The organism is Paenibacillus sp. FSL R10-2782 (assembly GCF_038592985.1).
GTDB lineage: Bacteria > Bacillota > Bacilli > Paenibacillales > Paenibacillaceae > Paenibacillus > Paenibacillus terrae_C.
The window spans coordinates 53,917-80,783 of the sequence record NZ_CP151951.1; the positions used below are offsets into that span (position 1 = coordinate 53,917).

At 48.6% G+C, this 26,867-nt stretch carries 24 protein-coding genes; all 24 read left to right on the forward strand.

The window, feature by feature from the left end:
* The first annotated feature begins 111 nt into the window (after window positions 1–111).
* The 24 genes from spoIIE to NST83_RS00380 all read left to right on the forward strand — a co-directional run bounded on the left by spoIIE (window position 112) and on the right by NST83_RS00380 (window position 26,411).
* Entirely contained in the window at window positions 112–2,619 is a 2,508-nt protein-coding gene (gene spoIIE / locus NST83_RS00265; protein WP_342416155.1) for a stage II sporulation protein E, read from the forward strand.
* A gap of 125 nt (window positions 2,620–2,744) precedes the next feature.
* On the forward strand, window positions 2,745–3,494 hold the full coding sequence (locus tag NST83_RS00270; RefSeq protein ID WP_134911730.1) for a VWA domain-containing protein: 750 nt from the start codon (window positions 2,745–2,747) through the stop codon (window positions 3,492–3,494).
* Window positions 3,478–4,419, forward strand: a complete 942-nt coding sequence (locus tag NST83_RS00275) for a serine/threonine protein kinase (RefSeq protein WP_342417842.1) — start codon at window positions 3,478–3,480, stop codon at window positions 4,417–4,419. The genes NST83_RS00270 and NST83_RS00275 overlap by 17 nt, the downstream gene beginning before the upstream one ends.
* A 65-nt stretch (window positions 4,420–4,484) precedes the next feature.
* Window positions 4,485–5,933, forward strand: a complete 1,449-nt coding sequence (gene tilS, locus NST83_RS00280) for a tRNA lysidine(34) synthetase TilS (RefSeq protein ID WP_342416156.1) — start codon at window positions 4,485–4,487, stop codon at window positions 5,931–5,933.
* 47 nt (window positions 5,934–5,980) lie between these two features.
* Window positions 5,981–6,520 (forward strand): hypoxanthine phosphoribosyltransferase, encoded by a 540-nt coding sequence (gene hpt, locus NST83_RS00285; protein ID WP_137061106.1) that lies wholly within the window; start codon window positions 5,981–5,983, stop codon window positions 6,518–6,520.
* Window positions 6,521–6,617: 97 nt separating this feature from the next.
* Entirely contained in the window at window positions 6,618–8,657 is a 2,040-nt protein-coding gene (ftsH, locus tag NST83_RS00290) for an ATP-dependent zinc metalloprotease FtsH (protein ID WP_137061107.1), read from the forward strand.
* Between the two features lie 279 nt (window positions 8,658–8,936).
* Window positions 8,937–10,550 (forward strand): L-aspartate oxidase, encoded by a 1,614-nt coding sequence (gene nadB, locus NST83_RS00295; protein WP_342416157.1) that lies wholly within the window; start codon window positions 8,937–8,939, stop codon window positions 10,548–10,550.
* Window positions 10,540–11,430, forward strand: a complete 891-nt coding sequence (gene nadC, locus NST83_RS00300) for a carboxylating nicotinate-nucleotide diphosphorylase (protein WP_342416158.1) — start codon at window positions 10,540–10,542, stop codon at window positions 11,428–11,430. The genes nadB and nadC overlap by 11 nt, the downstream gene beginning before the upstream one ends.
* Before the next feature lie 6 nt (window positions 11,431–11,436).
* The gene (locus tag NST83_RS00305; RefSeq protein ID WP_137061110.1) at window positions 11,437–12,204 is read left to right on the forward strand and encodes a type III pantothenate kinase; all 768 of its coding nucleotides are present in this window, start codon (window positions 11,437–11,439) and stop codon (window positions 12,202–12,204) included.
* Between the two features lie 225 nt (window positions 12,205–12,429).
* Window positions 12,430–13,314: an Hsp33 family molecular chaperone HslO gene (gene hslO, locus NST83_RS00310; protein ID WP_342416159.1), complete on the forward strand. Its 885-nt coding sequence runs from the start codon at window positions 12,430–12,432 to the stop codon at window positions 13,312–13,314.
* A 20-nt stretch (window positions 13,315–13,334) separates the two neighbouring features.
* Complete coding sequence (locus NST83_RS00315) at window positions 13,335–14,279, forward strand: peptidyl-prolyl cis-trans isomerase (RefSeq protein ID WP_342416160.1); 945 nt, start codon at window positions 13,335–13,337, stop codon at window positions 14,277–14,279.
* A 216-nt stretch (window positions 14,280–14,495) separates the two neighbouring features.
* On the forward strand, window positions 14,496–15,434 hold the full coding sequence (gene cysK, locus NST83_RS00320; RefSeq protein WP_342416161.1) for a cysteine synthase A: 939 nt from the start codon (window positions 14,496–14,498) through the stop codon (window positions 15,432–15,434).
* A gap of 133 nt (window positions 15,435–15,567) precedes the next feature.
* Window positions 15,568–17,190 carry an anthranilate synthase component I family protein gene (locus tag NST83_RS00325; protein WP_342416162.1) on the forward strand — a complete coding sequence of 541 codons (1,623 nt, stop codon included), beginning with the start codon at window positions 15,568–15,570 and terminating at the stop codon, window positions 17,188–17,190.
* A 5-nt stretch (window positions 17,191–17,195) separates the two neighbouring features.
* A complete protein-coding gene (pabA, locus tag NST83_RS00330; protein ID WP_342416163.1) occupies window positions 17,196–17,771 on the forward strand; it encodes an aminodeoxychorismate/anthranilate synthase component II in 576 nt (191 codons plus the stop codon).
* 3 nt (window positions 17,772–17,774) lie between these two features.
* Window positions 17,775–18,671: an aminotransferase class IV gene (locus tag NST83_RS00335; RefSeq protein WP_342416164.1), complete on the forward strand. Its 897-nt coding sequence runs from the start codon at window positions 17,775–17,777 to the stop codon at window positions 18,669–18,671.
* Window positions 18,668–19,534, forward strand: a complete 867-nt coding sequence (gene folP, locus NST83_RS00340) for a dihydropteroate synthase (protein ID WP_342416165.1) — start codon at window positions 18,668–18,670, stop codon at window positions 19,532–19,534. Before NST83_RS00335 ends, folP begins: the two co-directional genes overlap by 4 nt.
* 150 nt (window positions 19,535–19,684) lie before the next feature.
* Window positions 19,685–20,047 (forward strand): dihydroneopterin aldolase, encoded by a 363-nt coding sequence (folB, locus tag NST83_RS00345; RefSeq protein ID WP_137061117.1) that lies wholly within the window; start codon window positions 19,685–19,687, stop codon window positions 20,045–20,047.
* 9 nt (window positions 20,048–20,056) lie between these two features.
* Entirely contained in the window at window positions 20,057–20,605 is a 549-nt protein-coding gene (gene folK, locus NST83_RS00350) for a 2-amino-4-hydroxy-6-hydroxymethyldihydropteridine diphosphokinase (RefSeq protein ID WP_137061118.1), read from the forward strand.
* Window positions 20,557–20,757 carry a helix-turn-helix transcriptional regulator gene (locus NST83_RS00355; protein ID WP_137061119.1) on the forward strand — a complete coding sequence of 67 codons (201 nt, stop codon included), beginning with the start codon at window positions 20,557–20,559 and terminating at the stop codon, window positions 20,755–20,757. The genes folK and NST83_RS00355 overlap by 49 nt, the downstream gene beginning before the upstream one ends.
* A gap of 46 nt (window positions 20,758–20,803) precedes the next feature.
* On the forward strand, window positions 20,804–21,832 hold the full coding sequence (gene dusB, locus NST83_RS00360) for a tRNA dihydrouridine synthase DusB (protein ID WP_342416167.1): 1,029 nt from the start codon (window positions 20,804–20,806) through the stop codon (window positions 21,830–21,832).
* Window positions 21,833–22,046: 214 nt separating this feature from the next.
* The gene (gene greA / locus NST83_RS00365) at window positions 22,047–22,523 is read left to right on the forward strand and encodes a transcription elongation factor GreA (RefSeq protein ID WP_137061121.1); all 477 of its coding nucleotides are present in this window, start codon (window positions 22,047–22,049) and stop codon (window positions 22,521–22,523) included.
* 110 nt (window positions 22,524–22,633) lie between these two features.
* Window positions 22,634–24,160, forward strand: coding sequence for a lysine--tRNA ligase (lysS, locus tag NST83_RS00370; protein WP_342416168.1), 1,527 nt, complete (start codon window positions 22,634–22,636; stop codon window positions 24,158–24,160).
* 86 nt (window positions 24,161–24,246) lie between these two features.
* Entirely contained in the window at window positions 24,247–25,587 is a 1,341-nt protein-coding gene (locus NST83_RS00375; protein ID WP_342416169.1) for a TrkH family potassium uptake protein, read from the forward strand.
* A gap of 296 nt (window positions 25,588–25,883) precedes the next feature.
* Window positions 25,884–26,411, forward strand: coding sequence for a hypothetical protein (locus NST83_RS00380; RefSeq protein ID WP_342416170.1), 528 nt, complete (start codon window positions 25,884–25,886; stop codon window positions 26,409–26,411).
* Window positions 26,412–26,867: the final 456 nt, after the last annotated feature.

A 26,867-nucleotide genomic window follows, 5' to 3' on the forward strand; every position in this document is an offset into this window, starting at 1 on the left:
ACGTTTTTTTGTCGGAAATTTCTTGGAATAAGACGTGAGTTTCTGACAAACTTTCTCAATCGTTCCGGTTTAAGATGGGAACATCAAATTGATGAATGGGGTGCCTGACGCATGATGGAGAAATGGAACGTGGTACATTTTCCAGGGTTGAAATCCAGAAAGTCCAAATCTAAAGAACGTACGGAAGGTTGGTCTTCCAGACTCAAGAAGCGGCTGGATTCACATAAAGCAGTGCAGTGGGTAACGGCGCAAAGATGGATGCTGCTATTGTCTGCTATGGGATTTCTACTGGGACGCGCCACCATTTTGGACGAGCTATCCCCTTTTGCTCTCGCTTATTTTGCAGTCATCATGTTCCTGCGGCGAGATCTGATGCTGCCTGTAGCTGTATCGGTCGTATTGGGCAGTCTGTTTGCCCCTTATCCATCGTTGTTCATGATTGGCGGCGAGCTGCTTGTATTCTATCTCCTGTATCGTGGGCTACGAACCTTTGATCGGCTGGAATTATCTTATGCTCCGCTTATGGTTTTCCTGTCTGTGTTTATGGTCAATTTATTTTACGCGGTGATGGCCCCGTCCTTCACATGGTATGACCTTGTCATCGTGGGAACGGATGCGGTGCTCAGCTTTATGCTGACACTCGTTTTTACGCAGGCCATTCCATTGTTTACGTATCGCAAAAAGACAAGCCAACTCAAAAACGAGGAAATTTTGTGTCTGATTATTTTACTGGCCTCTGTGATGACGGGAGCGGTAGGGTGGACGATTCACTCGCTGTCTGTCGATCATGTGCTATCTCGCTATTTGGTCTTGGTGTTCGCCTTGGTGGGGGGCGCTTCGCTGGGTGCTTCGGTCGGTGTGATTACCGGTTTAATTTTAAGCTTGGCCAATATGTCTGCGATTGTGCAGATGAGTTTGCTCGCTTTTGCCGGTTTGCTGGCAGGGATGCTGCGTGAAGGGCGAAAAGGCGCAGTGGCGCTAGGGATGTTGCTAGGTTCCTCCATTCTGACGATCTATTTGGACGGGACCGGGGACGTGCTGACATCAACCTGGGAGAGCTGCGCGGCGATTCTATTATTCTTAATGACCCCAAAAAGCTTCTTTAAAGCGGTTTCTACCTATGTTCCTGGTACGCAGGACCACGCCAAATCCCAGCATGAGTATGCCAAAAGGGTCCGTGATCTCACTGCCGAGCGGGTGACGAAATTTTCCCGCGTATTCAGTCAGCTATCCCGTAGCTTTCACCAGATATCTGCGAGTGAGAGTGCGAGATCGGATGGTGAAATTGAGCATTTTATGAACGCTGTGGCAGAGGGGACGTGTGCCTCCTGCTTCAAGTGCGAGCAGTGCTGGGACGGCAAGTTTATGCAGACCCATCAGTATATGACGGAAATGATGAGCGCGATTGAGGAGAATCCGGATTTGGAGTCAGAGCAGATGCCGCCGCAGTGGAGCAAGGCATGCGCCAAGACGGGCGCGGTGTTGCAAGTGATGAAGCAGCAATACAGCCTCTACCAGCATAATATGCAGTGGAAACGCCAAGTATACGACAGTCGTCAGCTTGTTGCTGACCAGCTATCCGGCGTATCACAGATTATGGAGGATTTGGCGCGGGAAATTCAGCGGGAAGGGCAAACCATGCATCGGCAGGAGGAGCAAATACGAGAGGCGCTTGATCGGCTGGGCTTATCCATACAATCTATTGAGATTATTAATCTGGATGCGGGCCAAGTCGAAATTGAGATTGTCCATGCTTATACAAGGGGATTTGACGAATGTCGGAAAATCATTGCTCCACTGCTGTCGGACATATTGGACGAGCATATTGCTGTGATGCGCGAAACGGCGGCAGATCGCCGCCAGGGATTGGCTACGGTCATGTTTGGCTCAGCCAAAACCTATGAAATTGCCACAGGAGTAGCAAGCGCTGCCAAAGGAGGGGATTTTTTCTCAGGGGACAGCTACAGCATGATGGAGCTGGGGAACGGGACCTTTGCGGTCTCTTTGAGCGATGGTATGGGCAACGGAGAGCGGGCGCAGCAAGAGAGCAGCGCGGCACTTCAAATTTTGGAGGAATTACTGCAATCCGGCATGGATGAGAAGCTGGCGATCAAGTCGGTCAACTCTGTTCTGATGCTGAGATCACCCGAGGAAATGTATGCTACGGTCGATATGGCGCTGATTGACCAGTATACGGCCCGGACGACATTCATGAAGATCGGGTCAACGCCGAGCTTTATTAAAAGAGGGGAGGAGGTCATTCCCGTATCTGCCAGTAATTTGCCGATTGGCATTATACAGGATATTGAAATTGATCTGGTGTCGCTTCAATTACAGCCGGGTGATATTTTGATCATGATCACAGATGGTATATACGACTCGCCGGGATATGCGGTAAACAAGGAAATATGGATGAAGCGCATGATTCAGGAAATTGAAAGCGATGACCCGCAGCAGTTGGCCGACTGTCTATTGGAAAGAGTTATTCGTTACCAGCAAAATCAAATCTATGATGACATGACAGTAGTTGTTAGCAAAATAGATCATTTCCGCCCGGAATGGGCCACGCTTCATGTACCGGGTATGAGCTGGATGGAGCGCCCGCGTACGGTTAGCTGAATAGACATTGCCCGGGAAATTCCACATCCTTTTTAAAAATCCGCGCTCTTCGTTTGAATCGTTCCAGATTCGGCAAAGATAGAATCTATCAGGATAGATTACGAGGAAGCGGAGGTCAAAAAGCTATGAAGCAAATTTTGATCATTACAGACGGATGCTCTAATGTGGGTGTCAGCCCAGTCATGGCGGCGGCTCAGGCTTTACAGGAAGGCATCACGGTGAACGTAGCAGGTGTCATAGATTACGGGACGATTGGCGAGCTTGGAAGTACAGAGATTCAGGAAATCGCTAAAGCGGGAGGGGGTTTCAGCCAAATCGTAGGCACGAAGCAGTTGGCACAGACCATGCAGATGATGACCCGTAAAACAGTGGTTCAAACGATTCAGCAGGCGGTTAATAGAGAGTTGACGCATATTTTGGGTGAGGGGGGCGCCCGACATATCGGTGAACTGCCGCCGGCCAAACGGGCCCAGGTGGTTGAGGTGATGGATGAACTGACAGAAACCAGCGCTTTGGAAATTGCCTTGCTTATTGATGCCAGTGCGAGCATGAAGCCCAAGCTGCCTGCTGTAGAAGACAGTATTCGGGATTTGCTGCTCAGTTTACAGTCCAGAAGCGGGCCTAGCCGTATTTCTGTATTTCATTTTCCTGGGGGACGGATGGGTGAAGATGCGGTAATGGATATGGGCTGGACCTCTGAACTTAGCCAGGTTAAGTCGATATTCGGCCGTTTGCGGATGAAGGGGGCGACACCAACAGGTCCAGCCATTTTACAAGTGATTGATTATTACCGATATGTTACACTAGGGGAACAGAAAGATATGGAAGAATCCTATGGCAAAGGAGAAGGGATGCTCGGTGACTACGTCGTCTGATCCCGTTCTTGCACCCGGAACGGTCATCAAGGGCAAGTGGAAGCGGAGCAGCTATGTCATTCAGCGTCTGCTGGGCCGTGGGGCGAACGGAACTGTATATTTGGTAAAAGAGGCACAGGCTGATCGACAATTTGCTCTGAAAATGGGGAAGAACACGCTTGATCTGCAATCGGAGATTAACGTGCTGACCACATTGCAGTCGCAGGGAACCCAATCTGCTCTCCAGCAAAACGGACATCCATCCTTTTTGTTCGAGGTAGACGATGTATCCTTGCGTAGCGGTGGGGAAATACCCTTTTATGTCATGCGATACGTCAAGGGAGATCCGCTTCATCGTTTTGTGGCGCTCAAGGGAGCGGAATGGTATGGTGTGGCTGGAACGGGCATACTTAATCGTTTGGCTGATCTACATCAGGCAGGATGGGTATTTGGCGATTTGAAGCCTCAAAATATTTTGGTCAATGCCTATGGAGAAGCCGAGTTGATTGATTATGGCGGGGTGTCCCTTGCGGGACGGAGCGTCAAGCAATTTACAGAATGGTATGACAGGGGATTCTGGAATGCGGGCAGTCGAAATGCCGATTCCCAGTATGATCTGTTTGCCTTCGCCCTTCTAACTATACATATATTGGAGGGCGAATCGTTAAAAGTAGCGGCGGGCAGGTTGCCACAGCTGCGTAATACGGCGGAATTAACCATCATCATACGTCGTAGTCGTGTACTACGACCCTATGCCGGATGGCTGATGGGGGCAGTGCGTGGAGAATATCCCGATACCCGTGTGGCGGCTCGCTCCTGGTCGCGTCTGGCTGCTGCGCATGTCAGGCAATCGTCCGTGAAAAGAGGAACTCCGCGCTGGCTGGGATATGCTTTCACTCTCTCACTTTTGCTGCTTGCCGGAGCGCTCTGGATTGCGCTAAGGTAGCGGCAGGACTTACATAAGATAACAGATGATCATCATTTTTCGGTCGGCAGAAAAGAGGGTCGTGAATGGGAACAACAAAACCGACCGGTGTTGTACAGGAAGTGCTCGCCCTCGCGCGGGAACATTCGCTGTGGAGCCCCGGAGACCGCATTGTGGTTGCTGTATCCGGCGGGCCGGATTCGGTGGCCCTTTTGCACATTTTACATGAAATATCCGTTGTACATATGCCTTTGCAGTTGATCTGTGCTCACGTCCATCATGGCTTCAGGCCGGAGGAATCGGATGCGGAGGCGGAAGAGGTACGCCACATGGCCTGGAAACTTGAGGTTCCGTTTGAAATGATTCGCGTTGATGTGCCAGCTTATATGAGGGAGAACGGCAAGGGTCCGCAGGAAGCGGCTCGCGAGCTGCGCTACACCTTTTTGCATGATACGGCTGCAAAGTGGGCGGCACAGCAAATTGCGATGGCTCATCATGGGGATGATCAGGCTGAAACTGTTCTTCTGCACTTGCTGCGTGGTAGTGGCCCGACGGGTTTGGCAGGTATGCGGCTGACACGCAAGGAAAAAAATGTGCAACTCATTCGCCCGTTGCTTCGTATGTACAAGGCTGACCTGATCGAGTTCTGCAAGTATCATGACCTTTCCTATGTAACGGATAGCAGTAATTTATCATCGAAATACCGCCGCAACTCCATTCGTATGGATGTGCTTCCTCTTTTGGGGCAATATAATGAGCAACTGACACCTTCTCTAAATCGGCTGGCTGAAACCATGGCTGACGAAAATGATTTTATGGAGGCATCCACGCTGGCGGTATATGAGGAATTGGTGCACATAGATAACAGCAGGTATATGTTTTCCATCGCTTCCTATCGTAAGCTATCCGTTGCTTTACAACGGAGGTTGATTAAACTAATATTAAATTATCTGCCTTCGGACAGTGATAATTTAGATTTTCGTAAAATTGAGACCGTTCGACTGAGGCTTCTCCAGGAACGACCATCCACGTGGAGTCTGGACTTGGGTGGCGGTGCAACTGGAGTCCGCGAATATGACCAAGCGGTTTTGTTTGACCGTACGCAAGGCGTTATGGGCGAATGGTGCTATGGACTGGACGTATTGCCTATTTCCGGTGAGCTTGAATTGCCTGAGGCGGGGGGGATACTTCGGTGGCGAAGAGCTTCCTATTCGGCTGGACAAAATCCGGCGAATGAGGAGGAAGCGTGCTTCGACGCAGATGAATTGGTCCTGCCGTTGACAGTACGCTCGCGATTACCTGGAGATACCATGTATGTAATGGGATTAAACGGAAGAAAAAAGGTTAAAGATATTTTCATTGATGAAAAAATACCTCCTTCGCTGCGTCCCGTTATTCCCGTCGTCTGCGACCGTTCCGGGGCTATTCTCTGGATTCCGGGCGTGCGGCGTTCTGTACATGCCGCGGTGCGAAAGCACACCTCTTCGGTTATATACATGTCATGGCAAAAACAGGAGAGTCCAGAGCATCGGTAATTACGCAGGAACGGCTTTCATAGTATAAACTTAGGAGGTTTACACCGTTGCAAAATGATATTCAGGAAGTATTGATCAGCGAAGAAGAGCTTCAAAGTAAAATCAAGGAATTAGCAGCACAGCTCAGCGCAAAGTATGAAGGTAAGAATCCGTTAGTAATTTGTGTGCTGAAAGGTGCGTTTATCTTTATGGCGGATTTGGTTAAATCCATTACAGTACCGTTGGAGATTGATTTTATGGCTGTATCCAGTTATGGAGTATCCACCAAATCATCAGGCGTTGTGAAAATTATTAAGGATTTGGATGCTTCGGTTGAAGGGCGTGACGTTCTGATTGTCGAAGATATTATCGACAGCGGTCTGACACTGACTCATTTGATTGAATTGCTTAAGAATCGTAATGCCAATTCGGTATGTGTCGTAACCCTGTTTGACAAACCTGCCCGCCGGACGGTTAATCTTGAAGCTGATTATACCGGTTTTACTCTTCCGGATGCGTTTGTTGTGGGTTATGGTCTGGATTATGCCGAGCACTACCGGAACCTCCCATACATAGGGATTTTGAAGCCGGAAATCTACACCAGCTAATCTCAGCCTCCAGTCCTAGGACTAAATAGCGTCCTTTGTTGAGAAGGGCTTACAGGCTATGGTAAAATAACTTAAGTGTTTCGAGAGGAGGTAGGGGATGAATCGGTTCATCCGGAATTCTGGTTTTTATTTGATTCTTTTTTTAGTTGTGGTGGGTATCGTTCAATTTGTCAGCAACAGTAACGAAGCCTCCGATCTCCCTAGATATGACCAATTACGGCAAGAGGTTAAAGCTAATAATATCTCTAAAGTAACGGTCCAATTTGACGGTTACGCCTATCTTGTAACCGGTGCATATAAGAAGCAGCCGGCTAATGCCAAATCCACCAATTTTTCTGTATATGTTCCGCCAACGGACTCTGCATTAACCGAACTGGTTAATGCTAGTGAAACGAACGGATTTGAATACGTACAGAAGAAAATGGAAGGCGAGAGCATTTGGCTGACGTTCTTGACTTCTATTGTTCCTTTGGTGATCATGTTCCTGCTGTTCTTCTTCCTGTTTAATCAGGCACAGGGCGGTGGCGGCAAAGTTATGAACTTCGGCAAGAGCAAAGCCCGTCTTTATAACGAAGAGAAGAAGAAAGTTACCTTCGAAGACGTGGCAGGAGCCGACGAAGAGAAGCAAGAGCTTGTTGAAGTCGTAGAATTCTTGAAGGATCCGCGTAAGTTCGCAGCTGTGGGCGCCCGTATTCCAAAAGGTGTCCTGTTAGTGGGCCCTCCGGGTACTGGTAAAACACTCTTGGCGAGAGCTGTTGCAGGCGAAGCCGGAGTACCGTTTTTCAGCATTTCGGGTTCTGATTTCGTAGAAATGTTCGTCGGTGTCGGCGCTTCCCGTGTACGGGATTTGTTCGAAAACGCGAAAAAGAACGCACCATGTATCATTTTCATTGATGAAATTGATGCTGTCGGACGTCAACGTGGCGCCGGATTGGGTGGCGGACATGATGAACGTGAGCAGACGCTCAACCAATTGCTCGTTGAGATGGATGGATTCGGAGCGAACGAAGGTATTATCATCGTAGCCGCAACGAACCGTCCAGATATTCTGGATCCGGCATTGCTTCGTCCAGGACGTTTTGACCGTCAAATTACAGTTGATCGCCCAGACGTTAAAGGCCGCGAAGCGGTATTGTTTGTACATGCACGCAACAAGCCATTAACTAAAGATGTTAAAATGGATGTTATTGCGAAGCGTACAACAGGCTTTACAGGCGCTGATCTGGAAAACCTGTTGAACGAAGCTGCCTTGCTCGCAGCTCGTCGTAACCGCAAAGATATTTCGATGCGAGAAGTGGATGAAGCGATCGACCGTGTTATTGTAGGTACAGAAAAACGCAGCCGCGTAATCAGTGACCGCGAGAAACGGATTGTAGCTTATCACGAAGCAGGCCATACGATTATTGGCTTCTTCCTGGAAAATGCCGACATGGTTCACAAGGTAACGATTATTCCACGTGGACGCGCAGGCGGATATGTCATCATGCTTCCGAAGGAAGATCGCATGCTGACAACCAAGCAGGAATTACTGGACAAAATCACTGGTTTGCTGGGTGGACGCGTATCCGAGGAACTGTTTATTGGTGAAATCGGAACAGGTGCCTATAGTGACTTCCAACAAGCAACAAGCATCGCACGCAGCATGATCGTGGAATACGGTATGAGTGAGAAGCTCGGTCCAATGCAGTTCGGTACTTCGCAAGGCCAGGTATTCCTTGGACGGGATATCGGTCATGAGCAGAACTACAGTGATCAGATCGCTTATCAGATTGACCAGGAGATGAACCGTTTCATCACCGAGTCTTATGAGCGTGCCAGAGAACTCCTGACCAAATATTCCAAAGAGGTTCATTTGATCGCCCAAACCTTGCTGGTTGAAGAAACTCTGGAACTTGAGCAAATTAAACGTTTGATCGAGACAGGTTCTTTGGACGGCAGCACGAATGAGGGAGAAGGTACACCGGAAAATGGTGAGCCTGTGATCGACAACATCGGAGACGTTCGTGTACGTATTCAAGGCAAGGATGATGAGCCAAAGAATACAACGGATCAACCGAATGATATTCCTAATCTGCAAAAGCCAGAGGACGGTAATAATTCGGGCAACTCTGGTGGCACTCCACCGACAACAACCTAGCCATCGGGTTGATAGTTGAATAAGCGTATATGAAAGCTCCGGGGAACCAGTAACGATTGGTTTTCCGGAGCTTTTTAAATACTGGAGAAATAGCTGAGGCGATTTGACAGACGAAGGAACGTTGTGTACATTTATTGTTAAATAAACGGCTGTTCGTGTTCTTAGCTTATACAAGCTGTCAGCCGCTGTAATGGGCTTTCAATCTTTTTGAACATATACCATGAGCGCATACTGTACATTCTATGGTGTGCGCTATTCTTCTGTGAAACAGGTGAAGCCATGATTCCAAGATATCTGATTGATTTTGATGTAGCGGAATTACCCAAATTCGAAGCCGACGTGATGATTATCGGCTCCGGCATTGCGGGCTTATATACGGCCATTAAGGCTGCGGAGAATCGGCGGGTGTTGCTAATTACCAAGAAGGCATTGTTGGAAAGCAACACCAAGTATGCGCAAGGCGGTATCGCCGCTGTCACTTCGGATGAGGATGCACCAGCATATCATATTCAAGATACCCTGGTTGCAGGTGCAGGTCTGTGTGAGCCGGAAGCGGTCAGGGCACTTGTTCATGAGGGGCCAAGCGGTGTACAGGAATTAATACGTTTGGGGACGGCCTTTGACCAGGAAAATGGTGAGCTTGCGCTCACACAGGAAGGTGCACATAGCCATCGGCGCATCTTGCATGCAAATGGGGATGCCACTGGCGATGAAATTGTTCGTGCATTGTCAGAGAAGGTCACTGATCATCCCGCTATTGAGGTGTGGGACGAGCACATGGTCATCGATCTGCTGACTGAGCATGGCGAGTGCATCGGCGCACTGGTGCAAAAGCCGAATGACGAACGATTATATGTCACTGCGAATGCAACCGTTTTATGCTCCGGGGGCGGAGGACAATTATTTCGGTATACGACCAACCCGGATATCGCAACCGGGGACGGGGTTGCTATGGCATATCGCGCCGGGGCAGCTGTGCGGGATATGGAATTTATACAGTTTCACCCGACAGCGTTATGTCATCCGGGTGCTCCAAGATTTCTGATTTCCGAAGCCGTACGGGGTGAAGGGGCTGTGCTGCGCAATATTCAGGGAGAGCGATTTATGGAGCAGTATGATTCCCGACAGGAACTGGCACCAAGGGATATTGTAGCTCGTGCCATCGTTCATGAGATGGAACGTACGCAGGCTGCGTTTGTATATCTGGATATTACACATGAGCCTTCTGAACGGATCAAGCAACGGTTTCCAACCATTTATCGGACATGCCTTTCCTATGGACTGGATATAACGGCGGACTGGATTCCTATAGCGCCCGCTGCACATTATATGATGGGCGGCGTTCAGACCAATTTGCATGGAGAAAGCACCCTTGCACGCCTGTTCGCTTGTGGTGAGGTGTCTTCCACAGGTGTACACGGGGCTAATCGTTTGGCGAGTAATTCGTTATCTGAGGCGGTCGTATTTGGCAGCAGGATTGTCGAACGGTTACATTCTTTACCGCCGCTGGCCGGTCATACACTGATATCCTATAATGACAACCGCGTGGACTCTCTGGCTTCGTCTATCATAGAGCAGCAGCTCAAGCTGCAAGAAACAATGGTTCATTATGCTGGAGTGCGTCGGAATGGGGAGGGGCTGCAAGCAGCACTGGATCAGCTACGGAGGCAGATGTCCGTTTTCAGCGTTGTCCTGACCAGCCGGGAAGAGATTGAGTTTGCCAATTTGCTCACCTGTGGCTTGCTGGTCACGGATGGGGCGCTGATGCGCGAGGAAAGCAGGGGAGCACATTATCGTGACGATTTCCCTACAGCATACGATAGCGTATGGCGCAAGCATGTCCAGCAGCGACGTGAGCAAGGGATAACGGAGGAGTGCATTCATGACATCTAACAGCGAGCATTACGGTGAGTTTAGCGGGTATCAGGAAGAACTGACAGCACAAATTCGCAGCTGGCTGCGAGAAGATACAGGATCGGGTGATGTGACCACGCGCTGGACCATCGAGCCGAATCATCAATCCAAAGCGGTAATCCATGCCAAGGAATCCGGTGTTGCTGCGGGCTTGCCCGTGGCAGAACTCGTATTTCGGGTCGTAGACCCCACACTGTCCTTTACTCCACTCGTGACCGATGGGCAATGGATCGAGCAGGGGGCCGTTCTGGCAGAAGTGACAGGGAGTACCCATGCGATTCTGACTGGAGAACGTTTGGCTCTAAACCTGATTCAGCGGATGTCCGGCATTGCAACGCGAACCAAATCCTTTGTGGACCAGCTTCATGGACTTTCGACGCGCTTGGTGGATACACGAAAAACAACACCGGGGCATCGGCTGCTTGAAAAATACGCTGTTCGTGTGGGTGGCGGTTCCAATCATCGGTTTGGCTTGTACGATGCCGTTATGATAAAGGATAATCATATCAAGGGTGCCGGTGGGATCATGCAGGCAGTGACCCGGGCACGTACTCATATTCCGCATACGATGACGATTGAAGTAGAGACGGAAAACATGGAACAGGTTCAGGAAGCGCTGAATGCCGGAGCGGATATTATTATGCTGGATAACATGTCCGTTCAGGATATGAAGGAAGCAGTTTGTTTTATTCGGGAACAGGCTCCACATGTCAAAACGGAAGCTTCAGGCAATGTATCACTGGATACGGTGCGAGCGATGGCTGAGAGCGGCGTAGATGTGATTTCTGTAGGCAGGCTGACGTACTCTTTTCATAATCTGGATATCAGCCTTGACCTTAACGCAAAGAAAGATAGGTGACACCGATTGATTCTTGTAGTGGATGTGGGCAATACCAATATTGTGCTGGGGATGTATCAGGGGCGTGAGCTGCTGCATCATTACCGGATTAGCACCTCCAGACAGGCAACCGCAGATGAATACGGCGTGCTCATACATAATCTTTTTAGTATGGGCGGTGTATTTAAGGATGATATTGAAGGGGTCATTATCTCCTCAGTTGTTCCACCGCTGGTTCATGTGTTGGAGGAAATGTGCGACAAATACATAGGCAGAACGCCCCTAATCGTCGGACCGGGAATCAAGACCGGTCTTAATCTGCGTTATGAAAATCCGCGTGAAGTAGGGGCTGACCGGATCGTGAACGCGGTTGCTGCTGTCGAGCGGTATGGCGGTCCTCTGGTTGTGGTCGATTTTGGAACAGCGACGACGTTTGATTGTATTGATGACAAGGGAGACTACTTGGGTGGGGTCATTGTGCCGGGTATCGGGATATCGACGGAGGCGTTGTATCAACGGGCTTCCAAGCTACCTCGCATTGAGCTGGAGAAACCCAAGAAGGTCATCGGCCGCAATACGGTTCATGCTATGCAGGCGGGGATCATTTTCGGTTATGCAGGGCAAGTGGACGGTATTGTGGAGCGCATCAAGGAGGAAATGCAGGCAGAGCCTACGGTTATTGCTACCGGAGGTCTTGCCGAGTTAATTGCATCGGAGACACGGAGCATTCAGAAAGTGTCGCCAATGTTGACGCTGGAAGGCTTGCGTATCATTTACCAACGTAACGCTGAATAAAAAATGGATATAAGCTGCCGCCGAGGCCAGCCGGAGATGAAACCGGTTTGGATTGGCGGCGTTTTTCGTCTATACTGAAATATGTTACGTTTTTGAACGATTCGCGTGATCTGTCGATGCAGGTTGTTTATATAGCAGGAATCATGCTTTAGTTATGCGGAAAAAAACATACACTAACGAAAATAACAGCATATAGCTGCTCTGAGAATAGGGGAGGAAATCAATATGGAAAAGAAACAGGATCAACTTATTCGTGGTACAGCTATGGATGGAAGGGTCAGAGCCTTTGCGGTTCGGACAACAGAACTGGTGGAGGAGCTGCGGAGAAGACATGATACGTATCCTACTGCCACCGCTGCTTTGGGACGAACGCTTACAGCGGGTGCCATTATGGGCTCTATGTTAAAAGGTAAAGAGCGGCTGACCATTCAAGTTAAAGGTGACGGTCCAATCGGACAAATCGTCGTTGATGCCAACGCTGTAGGTGAGGTGCGGGGCTATGTATCCGAGCCACATGTACATTTGCCGAGCAACAGTATGGGCAAACTGGACGTAGCAGGTGCTGTCGGGACAGAGGGCTTTATTCATATCATCAAGGATCTGGGATTAAAGGAACCGTATCGTGGCAGTACCCCGATTATTTCCGGCGAGCTGGGGGAAGATTTTACTTACTATTTTGCCAAATCGGAGCAGACACCCTCGGCGGTGGGCTTGGGCGTGCTGGTGGATACCGATAACTCGGTAATCGTGGCGGGCGGATTTATTATTCAGTTGCTTCCGGGCTTGAATGATGATGAGATTACGGCCATCGAAAATGCAGTCGGCTCTATTCCGCCAGTTACAGCTCTGTTGGATCAGGGCTTGGAGCTTGATGAAATGCTGCGCTGGATGCTGCCTGACGTTCGGATTCTCGACGAAATGGATATTCATTTTCAATGTGAATGCTCGCGAGAGCGTGTGGAAAAAACTTTAATCAGCTTGGGAGAAAGCGAATTGGAGCAGCTGATTGAGGAAGAGGGACAGGCGGAGGTCGTGTGCCACTTCTGTAATGAGGCTTATCAATTTAATAAAGACGAATTGCAAAATCTGTTAGATCAAGCCAAAGCCTAACCGGATGGGCGGTGCGAGCGATGAGTACACGGGAGAAAGGATTATGGACGGCAGTCATTATCCTGACCGTCAGTGTCGCCGCCTTGGGTGGTTTTATCATGCTTCGCGGGCTGTTAAAGCCGGGTGATGTAACCAAGGACGACGGCGACCATGCTGTGGCGGAGATGGGTCAGGAAGGCATATCGGAGGAACAGTGGATTGCAGAGCTGAAAAAACGCTATGGAGCCACTACACTATTGCAAATGTTAAACCGCAAAGTTGTGGAGGCTGAGGCTGGGCGTCTCGGTATCAAGGTTACTCAAGAGGATTTGCAGCAGGTGCTGGAGCAGGATAGTAAAGGGTATGCCTCGGATCGCGCCTATTTTGATGAAATGCAGCAACAGTTCGGATTAAATCCGGATGATTTGCGGAATGAGGCGGAATACCGGATTGGGTTGGAGAAAATAGCCACACAGGGTATTCAAGTTCAGGAAGCTGAGATTGACGAGTACTGGAAGCAACATCCCGAGGAATTTGCAGTCGGCAAGCAGATCAAGCTGGCAGCCTTATACGTGACACAGGCGGAGCAAGCTGAAGCGTTACTGGAACGGGTCAAGCAGGGAGAGAGCTTCGATACACTGCTTCAAGAGCATTCCAGTCATCTTTCCGGCAAAGACAAAAGCGGACAGGTGGGATGGGTGGATGAGTATGATCCTTTTCAGCCGCAAGAGATTATGGAGGCAGCGAGAGAGCTAAGTTCCGGTGATGTTGCTGGTCCCATCGCTGTTAACGAGGGTTATGCCGTTATTTTTGTACAGGATATCCGCCTGGAAGCTCCCACGAACGAACAACAGATTCGACAGCAAATTCGCCGCTCGCTCGCACTCGCTCAAGTTGCCCCTCTGGAAGAGGTAGAGAAAAGCCTGCGTGATAAATACGGTGTACGTATTTTGCCTGGAAAAGATATGCCCTCCATTTCTCTATAAACAGAGTGAGCGGTTTTGGGTTTGAAGGAAGCGCGATGCTGGAAATCAGAGCTGGAGGCATCGTGTTTTTTATGGCTCGTATTGACAATGGATTTGAAGGTTGTTATGATTATCATGGAAAACCTACCTTTTTTATCGGAAATTAAAATCAGGATTGATTAACAATGTGATTCTGCAAAAAATAATATAACATTCAATGTCAGGGAGGAACTTATCATGGCTAAAGTCGTCAATAACGTTACCGAACTTATCGGGGAGACCCCTCTCGTCCGTCTTAACCGGATCGTACCGGAAGATAGCGCAGAAATTTATTTGAAACTGGAATACCAGAACCCGGGGTCCAGTGTAAAAGACCGCATCGCGATTAGTATGGTGGAAGAGGCTGAGCGTGAGGGACTGCTCAAACCAGGTGGTACGATTATTGAAGCTACCAGCGGTAATACAGGAATCGGCTTGGCTATGGTTGCAGCTGCAAAGGGCTACAAGGCAGTAATTGTTATGCCAGAAACAATGAGCTTGGAGCGTCGCAACCTGCTACGCGCTTACGGAGCAGAGCTTGTGCTGACACCTGGATCGGAGGGTATGAACGGCTCTATTAAGAAAATGGAAGAGCTGCTGAGTGAGAATCCGGAGTATTTTGCTGCGGAGCAGTTCAAGAACAAAGCCAACATCAAGATCCACCGTGAAACGACAGGCCCTGAGATCGTTGAAGCGATCCGCTCCATCGGTGGTAGCCTGGACGGTTTTGTAGCCGGGATTGGTACAGGTGGTACTATTTCTGGTGCAGGGGAAGTCCTTAAGAAAGAATTCCCTGAAATCAAAATCGTAGCTGTAGAGCCCGCTGCTTCTCCAATCTTGGCTGGTGGCAAGCCAGGACCCCACAAAATTCAGGGAATTGGTGCCAACTTCATTCCTGAAATTTTGAACCGTGACATCTATGATGAAATTATTCATGTAGAAAACGATGAAGCTTTTGAAGTGGCGCGTACAGTAGCCAAGGAAGAGGGCATCTTGTCGGGGATTTCCTCCGGTGCGGCAGTTCATGCGGCTTTGAAGCTGGCTAAAGAATTAGGCAAAGGCAAGCGTATTGTTGTCATCATTCCAAGTAACGGTGAACGTTACCTGAGTACGCCACTGTATAATTTCGAGCTGTAATTACGTCGTAATTGTGTATACTATATTATATGTAAGGAGTCCCTCATTTCCCTGTTCTCAGGGGGGTGGGGGATTCTTTTTAAAAATAGCTTATAGACTTTGCGCAAAGTAGGGGAAGGGGAAGCACACACGCATGAAATCAACAGCTAGAGTAACGGAGGCACAGTGGCAGGCCTGGCTGAAGGAAGGATGGAGTATACTCCCATATATTGCTGAGTGTCAATTACCTGCTGACGGTTTACCGTTATCATGGCAGAGGGCATGGGAGGATTCGTCACCCTATGCCTTTGTACTGGAGAGCGCTAAAGGCGGGAGATACACCTATTTGGGCTTAAATCCGGTTGCTATATTGGAAGGTAAAGGGGAACAGGCAGTCTGGACCGATCTAAAAAGCGGCAAGCGTGATCTCATACACGGTCAGCCCCTGACCGTCATGAAGGACTGGATCGCTCCCTACCGTGCGCCGCGCGTACCGGGCATCCCTTTTTTCACTGGGGGCTTTGCCGGTTATCTCGGCTACGATGTAGCTCGCTCACTGGAACGTCTACCGATACAGGCAGCAGACGATACAGGCATACCGGACTATGTATGGATGCAAGTGAACGAGCTATGGATCTATGACCATGAGGAAGGCCGTATTTATTGCACTGTTCATACGCCCGCACCTGTTCACCTGGATGCCGACAGTAGTGATACCGGCATTATCTATGATGTCGCTTTGGATCAGCAGAAAGCCGTGCTTTCCCAAAATTACACAGAAGCTGTCCAGCGTACAGAACGTATGCTGACCCAGTGGGAAAGCATCATACAAGCCGGAGCATCTGACCCTGCTTATATTCGCCGTTGCGCAAGGCTTGCCGAAGAAGAGCTGCTCGCTGCTCATCATGAAGCAGAAGGCTGGAAAGCAGCTTTCAACCAAAAGGATTTTGAACACGCCGTAAAGCGCGTGCAGGAATACATTGCACAAGGTGACGTGTTTCAGGTAAACCTGTCGATTCGTCAGCAACGTACGCTGGTAGCCCAACCTGAGGATATTTATGAGTGGCTTCGCCTGCTGAACCCTTCCCCTTACATGGGCCTGCTGCGGATGCCGGATTTACGAATCGTCAGCGGTTCGCCCGAATTACTGGTAAAGCTGGAGGATGGACGTGTCAGCGCACGCCCCATTGCAGGTACAAGAAGGCGAGGACTCACGCCGGAAGAGGATACTGCCATGGCTGCGGAGCTGCTATCGAGCGAAAAAGAGCGCGCCGAGCATATCATGCTCGTTGATCTGGAACGCAATGATATCGGCCGGATTGCTGAATACGGAACGGTGCATGTGCCGGAGTTGCTGACTGTCGAGTACTATTCGCACGTGATGCATCTCGTTTCTCAAGTAGAGGGCAAGCTGGCCGCGGGTCGTACCGCTTTAGATGTGATCGCCGCCACGTTTCCTGGGGGAACCATTACCGGAGCACCCAAGGTGCGCACCATGGAAATCATTGAAGAATTAGAGCCTGTCCGGCGTGGTCCTTATACAGGGTCCATGGGGTGGATTGACTATAACGGCAATATGGAATTAAATATTATAATAAGAACACTAGCTGTCAAAGGCAGCACGGCCTATTTACAGGCAGGTGCAGGCATTGTCATTGACTCAGACCCGTACAGGGAATATCGCGAGTGCCGAAATAAGGCAAGAGCCGTCATGAAAGCAGTACAATGTGGTGAAGAAGAAGCCGCTTTGAGCAAAAGCGGTATCACAGGAGGGTGAGTCGTATGATTTTGGTGATTGATAACTATGATTCGTTTACGTACAATCTTGTTCAGTATTTGGGTGAGCTAGGCGAGGAAGTAACCGTAAGACGGAACGATGAGATTGATCTGAAAGGCATAGAAGAGTTGGCGCCGGAGCATATTCTGATTTCACCGGGTCCATGCACGCCGAATGAGGCGGGAATATCGCTGGATGTGATTAGTAACTTTAAAGGGCTGATTCCGATCTTCGGCGTTTGTCTGGGTCACCAGGCCATCGGACAGGCGTTTGGGGGGAATGTCATCCGGGCTGAACGACTCATGCACGGCAAAACCTCACCAATTCTCCACCATAATACATCGGTATTTGAAGGCTTGCCTTCCCCGTTCACAGCGACCCGGTATCATTCTTTGCTGGTGGAGCGCGAGAGCCTGCCTGAATGTCTGGAAATTACCGCTGAAACTGCGGAAGGTGAAATTATGGGCTTACGGCATAAAGAGTTTGCCGTGGAAGGAGTTCAGTTCCATCCTGAGTCCATCATTACGGACCACGGGCATCAGCTGTTACGCAATTTCCTGAAACGCAAGGTAGGCGTCTGATTCATGAAATACATCGGAGTCAATGGCGTCCTCACGGAAGCCGCAGATGCCGTGATTCACGTAAGTGATCACGGCTTTTTGTACGGAATGGGCCTCTTTGAAACCTTCCGTACCTACAAGGGAGTTCCGTTTCTGCTCGATCGTCATTTGAACAGACTGGCAGAGGGCTGCCAGATGCTGGGCATTCCTTTTCAACCGGACAAGGGCCAGCTTACCGCGCATGTCCAAAGTCTGATGGCCGCGAATAGTCTGAACGAAGCATATATCCGTTACACCGTGTCGGCGGGCGAAGAGGTACTTGGCTTGCCGTCTGGTGACTATACACGGCCTAACCATATATTGTTCGCCAAGCCGTTACCCGCTACCCATACAGAAACCGTGGGAACAACTGTCGCGTCGGCGCTTCAGTTGTTGCGAACGCCAAGAAACACGCCCGAGGGTGAGATTCGTTTAAAGTCGCTCCATTATATGAATAACATTCTCGCCAAGCGGGAGCTTCAGCAGTACGCCGCTGCCGTCCAGCATAGGGCTGAAGGGATGATGCTTACGGCAGACGGTTTCTTGGCAGAAGGCATGGTCAGCAACCTGTTTTTTGTACGAAATGATACGCTGTACACCCCGGAGCTGTCTACAGGTATCCTGCCAGGTATTACACGTGGACTTATTGTGGAGCTGGCGCAAGCGAGAGGCATCCACTGTGAGCAGGGTCTATACCGTTGGGACGAGCTGCGGCTGGCTGATGAAATATTTATGACGAATTCCATACAGGAAATCCGGCCTGTGAACCTACTGCTGGAGCTGGATGGAACGACGCACCGGTTATCCGATGCCTGGAAACAGGCTGGTTCCATAACCGCTCTGCTGATACACGATTACAGAGAGAAAGCAGGGATGAATTGAATATACCGACCTTTTACCGACGAAGCTATCAGATGGGCGAGGCCGAGCTTACGCTCGGAGATTCCACACAGGTGATGGGTATACTGAACGTGACCCCGGATTCATTTTCCGATGGCGGATTGCACAATAGTCTGGAGATTGCCGTTTTACATGCCTTGAAGCTGGTGGAGGATGGAGCCGATATTATTGATATTGGCGGCGAGTCCACCCGGCCGGGGCATGATCCGGTAGGTGTGGAAGAAGAGCTGGCCCGTGTTATTCCGGTAGTACAGGCTATCCACCGTATTGCTCCACACATTCCATTATCCGTGGATACTTACAAAGCTGAAGTAGCCCGGAAGGCGCTTGAAGCAGGTGCGCATATCATCAATGATGTGTGGGGGTTTAAGGCAGACCCTGACATGGCACGTGTAGCTTCACAATTCGATTGTCCAGTCATTTTAATGCATAATCGTCATGACCGTAACTATAGCGATTTTATACCGGATATGATTAATGATTTAAAAGAAAGTATCGGATTGGCGCTGGATGCAGGTGTACGTGCGGAACAGATTATTTTAGATCCGGGCATCGGGTTTGCCAAAGATTACGACGAAAATATTCATGCCATGACTTCTCTGGATACGCTAAGTCAGTTGGGCTATCCGCTGTTGTTGGCGACGTCACGCAAAAGATTTATCCGTACAGCGCTGGATTTGCCTGTGGATGATGTGGTTGAGGGCACAGCGGCTACGGTTGCCTTTGGCATTGCCCAAGGCTGTCAGATTGTGCGCGTACATGATGTTGCGCAAATCAAGCGCACAGTGCGTATGTGTGATGCGATGGTGTACGGGTCTAAAAACGCACTGAGTTATGGGGGGTAGGAACGGCTTCGCGAATCATTTGATCCTGCGAGCGCTACGCTTCTTCGGATTCAAATAATTCGCTACGCTACTGCCCGCATAAAGTCACTGCATTTTCAGAAAAAAAATTATTATAAAAAAATTGAATAAAAAAACAGGGGGACTACCACGATGGATAAAATGGTTTTGCATCGTATGGAGTATTACGGATATCACGGCGTTTTTCCCGAAGAACGTAAGCTGGGACAGCGTTTCTACATTGATTTGGAACTGGAGCTTGATCTGCGTGAGGCGGGCGAGCAAGACGCATTGGACAAAACGGTTAATTACGCTGAGGTGCATTACACTGTTAAAGATATTGTAGAAAAGGAATCTTACCAATTGATAGAAGCTTTAGGTGAACGTATTGCAACTTCCTTACTGGACACTTATACTAGTGTCAATGCACTGACTGTCAAAGTCACGAAGCCGCATCCGCCGTTTGATATTCATTTTGAGGGCGTGACGGTTGAGCTTTATCGCGCAAGAAAGTAGGAACGGTACATGAACGCACATTCGACCTCTGAGGCATCAGAGGCTTATATTGCTTTAGGGGCTAATTTGGGGGATCGTGAGCATACCCTGTATGAAGCTATCACGGCGCTGGACGAACATCCGGGTATACGGGTACTGCGTTGCTCCAGCCTGTACGAAACAGAGCCTGTCGGGTATCTGGATCAGCCTTCTTTTTTGAATATGACAGTAGCCATATCCACAACACTTGCTCCAGATGAGCTTCTGACCTTCATGCTGGAGGTAGAGAGCCATTTGGGTAGAGTAAGACATATTCCTAACGGTCCGCGCACCATTGATCTGGATTTGTTATGGATGGAAGCGGTGCAGCTCGCTACGCCGGATTTGGAGCTTCCTCATCCCCGTATGCTGGAGCGTGCTTTTGTGCTTGTCCCATTGGCTGATATCGTTCCGAACCAAGATCCATCCGGGCTGTACAGTATCGTGCATACCGCATTGAAATCATTGGATGGAAAGGACGGCATACAGTTTTGGAAAACAAGCAGCTGGCGCAACGGCTTCGCGCCTTTCGGAAGCTAAAAGGATTCACGCAGCAGGAGTTGGCTGAGCGAACCGGCATATCCTTGGCCATACTGGGGGCTGTGGAACGGGGCAACCGAACGGTAGAGCCTGACATGTTGGATATTATTGCCCAAACGCTAGAAATTGAAGTCCGGGAACTGACGGAATGACGATAAGTACACCATATACAAGTATGAATAAAGGAGTGAACAGAGAATGTTGAAAATCGGCGGTATTGAAATGAAAAACCAGGTCGTGCTGGCTCCGATGGCGGGCGTGTGTAACCCTGCTTTCCGTCTGATTGCCAAGGAATTTGGCACAGGCCTGGTATGCGCAGAAATGGTTAGTGACAAGGCAATCATTCACGGTAACAAGCGCACGCGTGAGATGCTGTTTGTGGATGAGCGTGAGAAGCCGCTTAGTCTGCAAATTTTTGGGGGTGACCGTGAATCGTTGGTGGAAGCGGCCAAGGTCGTGGATCAGGAGACGAACGCAGATATTATTGACATCAATATGGGTTGCCCGGTTCCCAAGGTAACCAAATGTGATGCGGGTGCCCGTTGGCTGCTCGATCCCAATAAAATTTATGAAATGGTATCCGCTGTAGTGGAATCCGTTAGTAAGCCAGTTACCGTGAAAATGCGTATTGGTTGGGATAGCGAGCATATTTATGCCGTAGAGAACGCTCGTGCCGTAGAACGCGCCGGAGGTCAGGCTGTCAGCGTACATGGTCGTACACGGGAGCAATTGTATACGGGACATGCGAACTGGGATATTATAAAAGAAGTTAAAGAAGCAGTTTCCATTCCTGTAATCGGAAATGGGGACGTGGCTACACCGGAAGATGCCCGTCGGATGCTGGATTTGACCAACTGTGACGGTGTTATGATCGGACGCGGCGCTCTGGGTAATCCTTGGATGCTGTACCGTACGATTGAGTATTTGCAGACAGGTGAGCTTTTGCCTGATCCTTCACCGGAAGAAAAAATCCGCATTGCCGTTCTGCATATGGATCGCCTGGTGGCATTGAAGGGTGAAGCTGTGGCTGTCCGCGAAATGCGTAAGCATCTGGCTTGGTACCTCAAAGGACTTAGAGGCTCTGCACGCATTAAGGACGTTGTTATGGAAGAAACGAGACGTGATGATATGGTGCGTATTTTGGAAGGTTTTGTATCCGCACTACACACGGTAGAAAATGATGAGCATTCCACAGAGGCTGCTTCTCCTGCCGCCGTTGCGCAATAAGGAAGCTGCTTCTGCCTTTGTATGCGATTGACTTTTCCAATTGCTTGCCCTATAATCGTTCAGTATAAAATCTTGATGTATTCTACAATTTGTATGTAGCTCTCAAGACAACAGCAGGAAATGTTCTCATTCCCTCAGAGTGGCATATTATGTTTTGAAAGCGTGCATTCCGATGCACTTTTAAACTTTTCCCATGACAGGAGAATCGGTTAAGATGAGCGATAAAGAAGTCATTCTGACACAGGAAGGTCTTAGAAAGCTCGAAGATGAGCTTGAGAACTTAAAGTCTGTCAAACGCCGTGAAGTGGCGGAACGGATTAAGGTAGCTATCGGATACGGGGATATCAGTGAAAACTCCGAGTATGAGGATGCGAAGAATGAGCAGGCTTTCATTGAAGGCCGTGTCATTACACTGGAAAAAATGCTACGCAATGCCCGTATTATCAATAGTGATGAAATTGAAACCGATGTTGTGGGAGTAGGCGCAACCGTGACTGTTGAGGATATGGAATTCGGAGATGTTACAGAGTATGCGATCGTAGGTTCAGCTGAATCGGACCCGCTCCAGAATAAAATCTCCAATGAAAGTCCGCTTGGCAAGGCAATGCTCGGTAAGAAAAAAGGAACTGTTGTGGATGTCACTGTTCCAGCAGGTGTTATACAATATAAAATCGTGGATATCAAAAAATAAGACACGGACTTTGGAATTGAATGTAAAAGCTTCCTTGGGGAAGCTTTTTTTCTCTACACCCGGACGGACCCCGGCCCGTCTATTCATATTGAAGGAGCTGATTTAGCACCATGTCAGATGAAACTACTAACCAGGAACCTCAAGAAAATCGCGAGGAACTAAGCGAACTGCTGCAAATTCGCCGCGCCAAATTGGACGAGCTTCGCTCGTTAGGTATTGATCCTTTTGGTCGTAAATACATACGCACAGCTGAGGCAGGTGTACTGCTAAGCAAGTATGACAGTCTGACCAAGGAAGAACTGGAAGAAAAGAATGTTGAACTTAGCATTGCAGGCCGTATTATGGCTAAGCGTGTTATGGGGAAAGCCAGCTTTGCCCATGTACAGGATCTCAGTGGACGTATTCAAATCTATGTTCGTCAAGATACTGTGCCGGAAGCTAAATACAAAGCGTTCGGTATTCTGGATTTGGGCGACATTGTAGGAATTAAAGGCGTACTGTTCAAGACCAAAACAGGGGAAACCACCATTAAGGTGCTGGATCTTGAGGTATTGTCCAAATCGTTGTACCCGTTGCCGGAGAAATATCATGGTCTGAAGGATGTTGAGCTGCGTTACCGTCAGCGTTACGTCGATCTGGTTATGAACCCGGAAGTACAAAAAACGTTCATTACACGTTCCCGTATTATTCAATCCATGCGTCGTTATCTGGACTCGCTCGGTTATTTAGAGGTTGAAACGCCAACACTTCATTCCATTGCTGGCGGGGCGGCGGCCAAGCCGTTTATTACACATCATAATGCATTGGACATGCAGCTATATATGCGTATTGCCATTGAGCTTCATCTGAAACGACTGATTGTCGGCGGATTGGAGAAAGTATATGAGATCGGTCGCGTTTACCGTAATGAAGGTATTTCCACTCGCCATAACCCTGAGTTCACGATGATTGAGCTGTATGAAGCGTATGCTGACTACCAGGATATCATGCAATTGACGGAAAACATGGTGGCTCACATTGCGCAAGAAGTGCTTGGTACGCAGCGCATTTATTATCAGGGTCAAGAAGTGGACCTGACGCCGAAATGGCGCAGAGTATCTATGGTTGATGCTGTTAAAGAAGTAACAGGCGTGGATTTTGGCGCACAATTGAGCAATGAAGAAGCTCATCGCCTTGCGAAAGAGCATAAAGTGCCGGTAGAGCCGCATATGACCTTTGGACATATCCTGAATGCCTTCTTTGAACAATTCGTAGAGGAAACACTCATTCAACCGACCTTTATTACCGGGCATCCGGTTGAAATCTCGCCACTGGCGAAGAGAAACGAGCAAGATCCACGCTTTACGGATCGTTTTGAGCTGTTCGTGGTAGCTCGTGAGCATGCGAATGCATTCACTGAGCTAAATGATCCGATTGACCAACGCCAGCGTTTTGAAGCACAATTGCTGGAACGTGAGCATGGCAATGACGAGGCTCATGAAATGGATGACGATTTCATCCGTGCCTTGGAATACGGTATGCCGCCAACAGGCGGACTGGGTATCGGTATCGACCGTTTGGTTATGCTGCTGACAGATGCACCGTCGATTCGCGACGTGCTGCTTTTCCCGCATATGCGTAACCGTACGGTAGAATAACATAACATTATGAATATAGAGGATCAGCCGGGCTTCCCGTGTCTTGTTCCTCTTTTTCATAAGAACGGATGGAGAGAAGACTTCTAATGAAACGCAGCGTCAAGCTTGCCCGGTTTGCGTCGTCGCCTCCTTTTATATTGGTCATCGGATACTTGCTGATTATTGCATTGGGTACTTTGCTGTTGATGCTTCCTATTTCCAATCATAGTGGATATACTCCACATTGGATTGATTCGCTGTTTACGTCCGTGTCCGCTGCTTGTGTCACCGGATTAGTCGTAGTAGACGTTAATTCAACTTATACGATGTTTGGAGAAACGGTTATCATGGTACTGATGCAGTTGGGCGGTCTGGGTTTTATGACCCTGGCGACCTTGTTTGCATTGCTGCTGGGGCGACGGCTATCGTTGAAGGATCGGCTGCTGCTAAAGGAAGCGATTAATGCCGATAGCATGGAAGGAATTGTGCGCATTATTCGCAAGGTGTTGATTTTCTCTTTTACCATTGAGGCGATAGCTGCCGTAGTCATGGCTTTGCGGTGGATGAGGGAGATGCCCGTCGGACAAGCGATATACTACGGAATATTTCATTCGATATCTCTTTTTAATAACGGGGGATTTGACTTGTTCGGAAGTAGCTTCCAACGGTATGCCGGAGATTTTGTGTTCAATATAATTGCATCTGTGCTTGTCATTTCAGGGGGATTGGGCTTTCTTGTACTAAGTGATCTGTTCGATTTTCGCCGCACCCGGAGACTGAGTCTTCACTCTAAAATGGTGTTAAGTGTATCGGGTACGCTTATTGTGCTTGGGGCGCTGGTTATATTCATTTTTGAGTTTACCAATGCTCGTACCCTGGGTTCACTGAATTGGGGGGGCAAAATATACGCTTCTGTCTTTCAATCCGTATCTACACGATCCTCAGGAACAAGCACAATAGATATCAGCGGCTTGAGGCAGGCCAGTCAATTCTTTATCATGCTGTTGATGATTATCGGAGCTTCGCCAGGCTCTACCGGGGGAGGAATCAAAACGACTACGTTCCTGCTGATGGTTGGCGCTCTAATTGCCGTCATGCGAGGACAGAAGGAAATTGTGTTCTTCCGCCATAGGGTTCCCAACGACATCATGATGCGAGCGCTGACCATTATTATACTTGCGCTATTTATATTCTCGATTGTGGTTATGCTGCTCTTAATGACAGAGGATGCACCCTTCCTTTCCCTTGCATTTGAGGCGGCTTCCGCCATCGGAACGGTAGGGTTGTCTGTAGGAGTGACGCCAGGGTTGTCTGACGCAGGCAAGCTGATCATTTGTGTGACCATGTTTATTGGTCGAATTGGTCCTCTTACGATTGCTTATGCTCTTCGTCCGCGTTCGACCAAGACGTTGTACCGACGTCCCGAAGGGCATATCGTAATTGGATAGCTCAATAGTATAAAAAGCTGCACCCGTGCTTGATTGACACGGGTGCAGCTTTTTTTTCATTTTGCATCATCATCGTATAATGTGCAGCATATCATGAAAAGTATCCAATTTGAGAAAATGAGACAAAATGGACTTGACACAGACTATTTTTTTGTATAAAAAAAGGCTATTTGTTTCCTTTTATGTAATTATAGACAAAATACTAGGAATATAATGTATAATATTGTATGATAGTGGGCATGAAAGGGGGATAGCTGAGGGGAATACCAATTTCATTTTGAAAGGAATTATCTATTATGTATTTATTTATTATTAGTGCTGAAGTTTTATTCTGGGTTTTTGTTGTTGCAGGGTTGATCGCTAGATATATGTTTGGCTTAAAGAAATTAGGCGGTCTTCTTTTACTGTGTACTCCTATTATTGATGTCCTGTTACTGATTGCGGTGTTTATCACGGTGAGCAGCGGCATGGAGATTACGACCGCTACTGGCCTGGCGGCTTGCTATCTTGGCATTACGGTGGCATTTGGTCATAGGTTAATTAAATGGGCAGATGTGCGGTTCTCTCATTGGTTTGGCAAGGGGCCGAAGCCCGAACGCAAATATGGCGCTGCTCATGCAAAAGAGGAACGGACGGGGTGGTTGCTTCATCTGTTGGGCTGGGTCATCGGTAACGCGCTGCTTCTCGCCATCATTGTGTATGTAGATGATCCACAGCGTACGGTTTCCTTGGAAGGCATTATGAGTACATGGGCAATTGTTCTGGTAATCGATTTTATTGTTTCCTTTAGCTATACTTTGGCTCCAAAGAAAAATAAGGCGTAGCCCTCAGCACACTAGGATGAAATAAGAACGAGCAATCAGGATGTTCAAATCGGAAGGGACATTGATGGTAAAAAATGAAGTTGTCACTTCCGGTAGTTTGCTGAGTTTTTATACTACACTCGCTTTGACAGTCACCTCATTGTTGCCTCTCTACCTTTTCACTCGTATGGATTCCTTCCGATTTGAACACATGCATGATGTGTTCTCCTGACCTTTTTAAGAAGGAGAGTAATACGACAATTTTTTTACGTTAATGATAGGGTCCAGCGTATGTTGGTTAGTGCTGGGTAATGGCAGGACAAGATATCGTATGGAGCGCGCTTGCATTCTCGAAGGAATTGGGCCTGTGATTACAGCCGAATTCATCCGCGGTATCATGTCCTGTAAATGTTTATGAATTTTAGATGGATTCCTGTATTTGCCTAAAACGTGGCTTGTTTAACTTTGGCAACTAAC

Excerpts from the sequence above, each read along its gene's own strand:
- tilS (WP_342416156.1), top strand. The coding sequence starts at position 4,485 with ATGGGAACAACAAAACCGACCGGTGTTGTACAGGAAGTGCTCGCCCTC.
- lysS (WP_342416168.1), top strand. The coding sequence starts at position 22,634 with ATGTCAGATGAAACTACTAACCAGGAACCTCAAGAAAATCGCGAGGAA.
- greA (WP_137061121.1), top strand. The coding sequence starts at position 22,047 with ATGAGCGATAAAGAAGTCATTCTGACACAGGAAGGTCTTAGAAAGCTC.
- NST83_RS00270 (WP_134911730.1), top strand. The coding sequence starts at position 2,745 with ATGAAGCAAATTTTGATCATTACAGACGGATGCTCTAATGTGGGTGTC.
- cysK (WP_342416161.1), top strand. The coding sequence starts at position 14,496 with ATGGCTAAAGTCGTCAATAACGTTACCGAACTTATCGGGGAGACCCCT.
- ftsH (WP_137061107.1), top strand. The coding sequence starts at position 6,618 with ATGAATCGGTTCATCCGGAATTCTGGTTTTTATTTGATTCTTTTTTTA.
- folK (WP_137061118.1), top strand. The coding sequence starts at position 20,057 with ATGAACGCACATTCGACCTCTGAGGCATCAGAGGCTTATATTGCTTTA.
- nadC (WP_342416158.1), top strand. The coding sequence starts at position 10,540 with ATGACATCTAACAGCGAGCATTACGGTGAGTTTAGCGGGTATCAGGAA.
- pabA (WP_342416163.1), top strand. The coding sequence starts at position 17,196 with ATGATTTTGGTGATTGATAACTATGATTCGTTTACGTACAATCTTGTT.
- dusB (WP_342416167.1), top strand. The coding sequence starts at position 20,804 with ATGTTGAAAATCGGCGGTATTGAAATGAAAAACCAGGTCGTGCTGGCT.
- NST83_RS00315 (WP_342416160.1), top strand. The coding sequence starts at position 13,335 with ATGAGTACACGGGAGAAAGGATTATGGACGGCAGTCATTATCCTGACC.
- hslO (WP_342416159.1), top strand. The coding sequence starts at position 12,430 with ATGGAAAAGAAACAGGATCAACTTATTCGTGGTACAGCTATGGATGGA.
- folB (WP_137061117.1), top strand. The coding sequence starts at position 19,685 with ATGGATAAAATGGTTTTGCATCGTATGGAGTATTACGGATATCACGGC.
- NST83_RS00335 (WP_342416164.1), top strand. The coding sequence starts at position 17,775 with ATGAAATACATCGGAGTCAATGGCGTCCTCACGGAAGCCGCAGATGCC.
- nadB (WP_342416157.1), top strand. The coding sequence starts at position 8,937 with ATGATTCCAAGATATCTGATTGATTTTGATGTAGCGGAATTACCCAAA.
- spoIIE (WP_342416155.1), top strand. The coding sequence starts at position 112 with ATGATGGAGAAATGGAACGTGGTACATTTTCCAGGGTTGAAATCCAGA.
- NST83_RS00375 (WP_342416169.1), top strand. The coding sequence starts at position 24,247 with ATGAAACGCAGCGTCAAGCTTGCCCGGTTTGCGTCGTCGCCTCCTTTT.
- NST83_RS00325 (WP_342416162.1), top strand. The coding sequence starts at position 15,568 with ATGAAATCAACAGCTAGAGTAACGGAGGCACAGTGGCAGGCCTGGCTG.
- NST83_RS00380 (WP_342416170.1), top strand. The coding sequence starts at position 25,884 with ATGTATTTATTTATTATTAGTGCTGAAGTTTTATTCTGGGTTTTTGTT.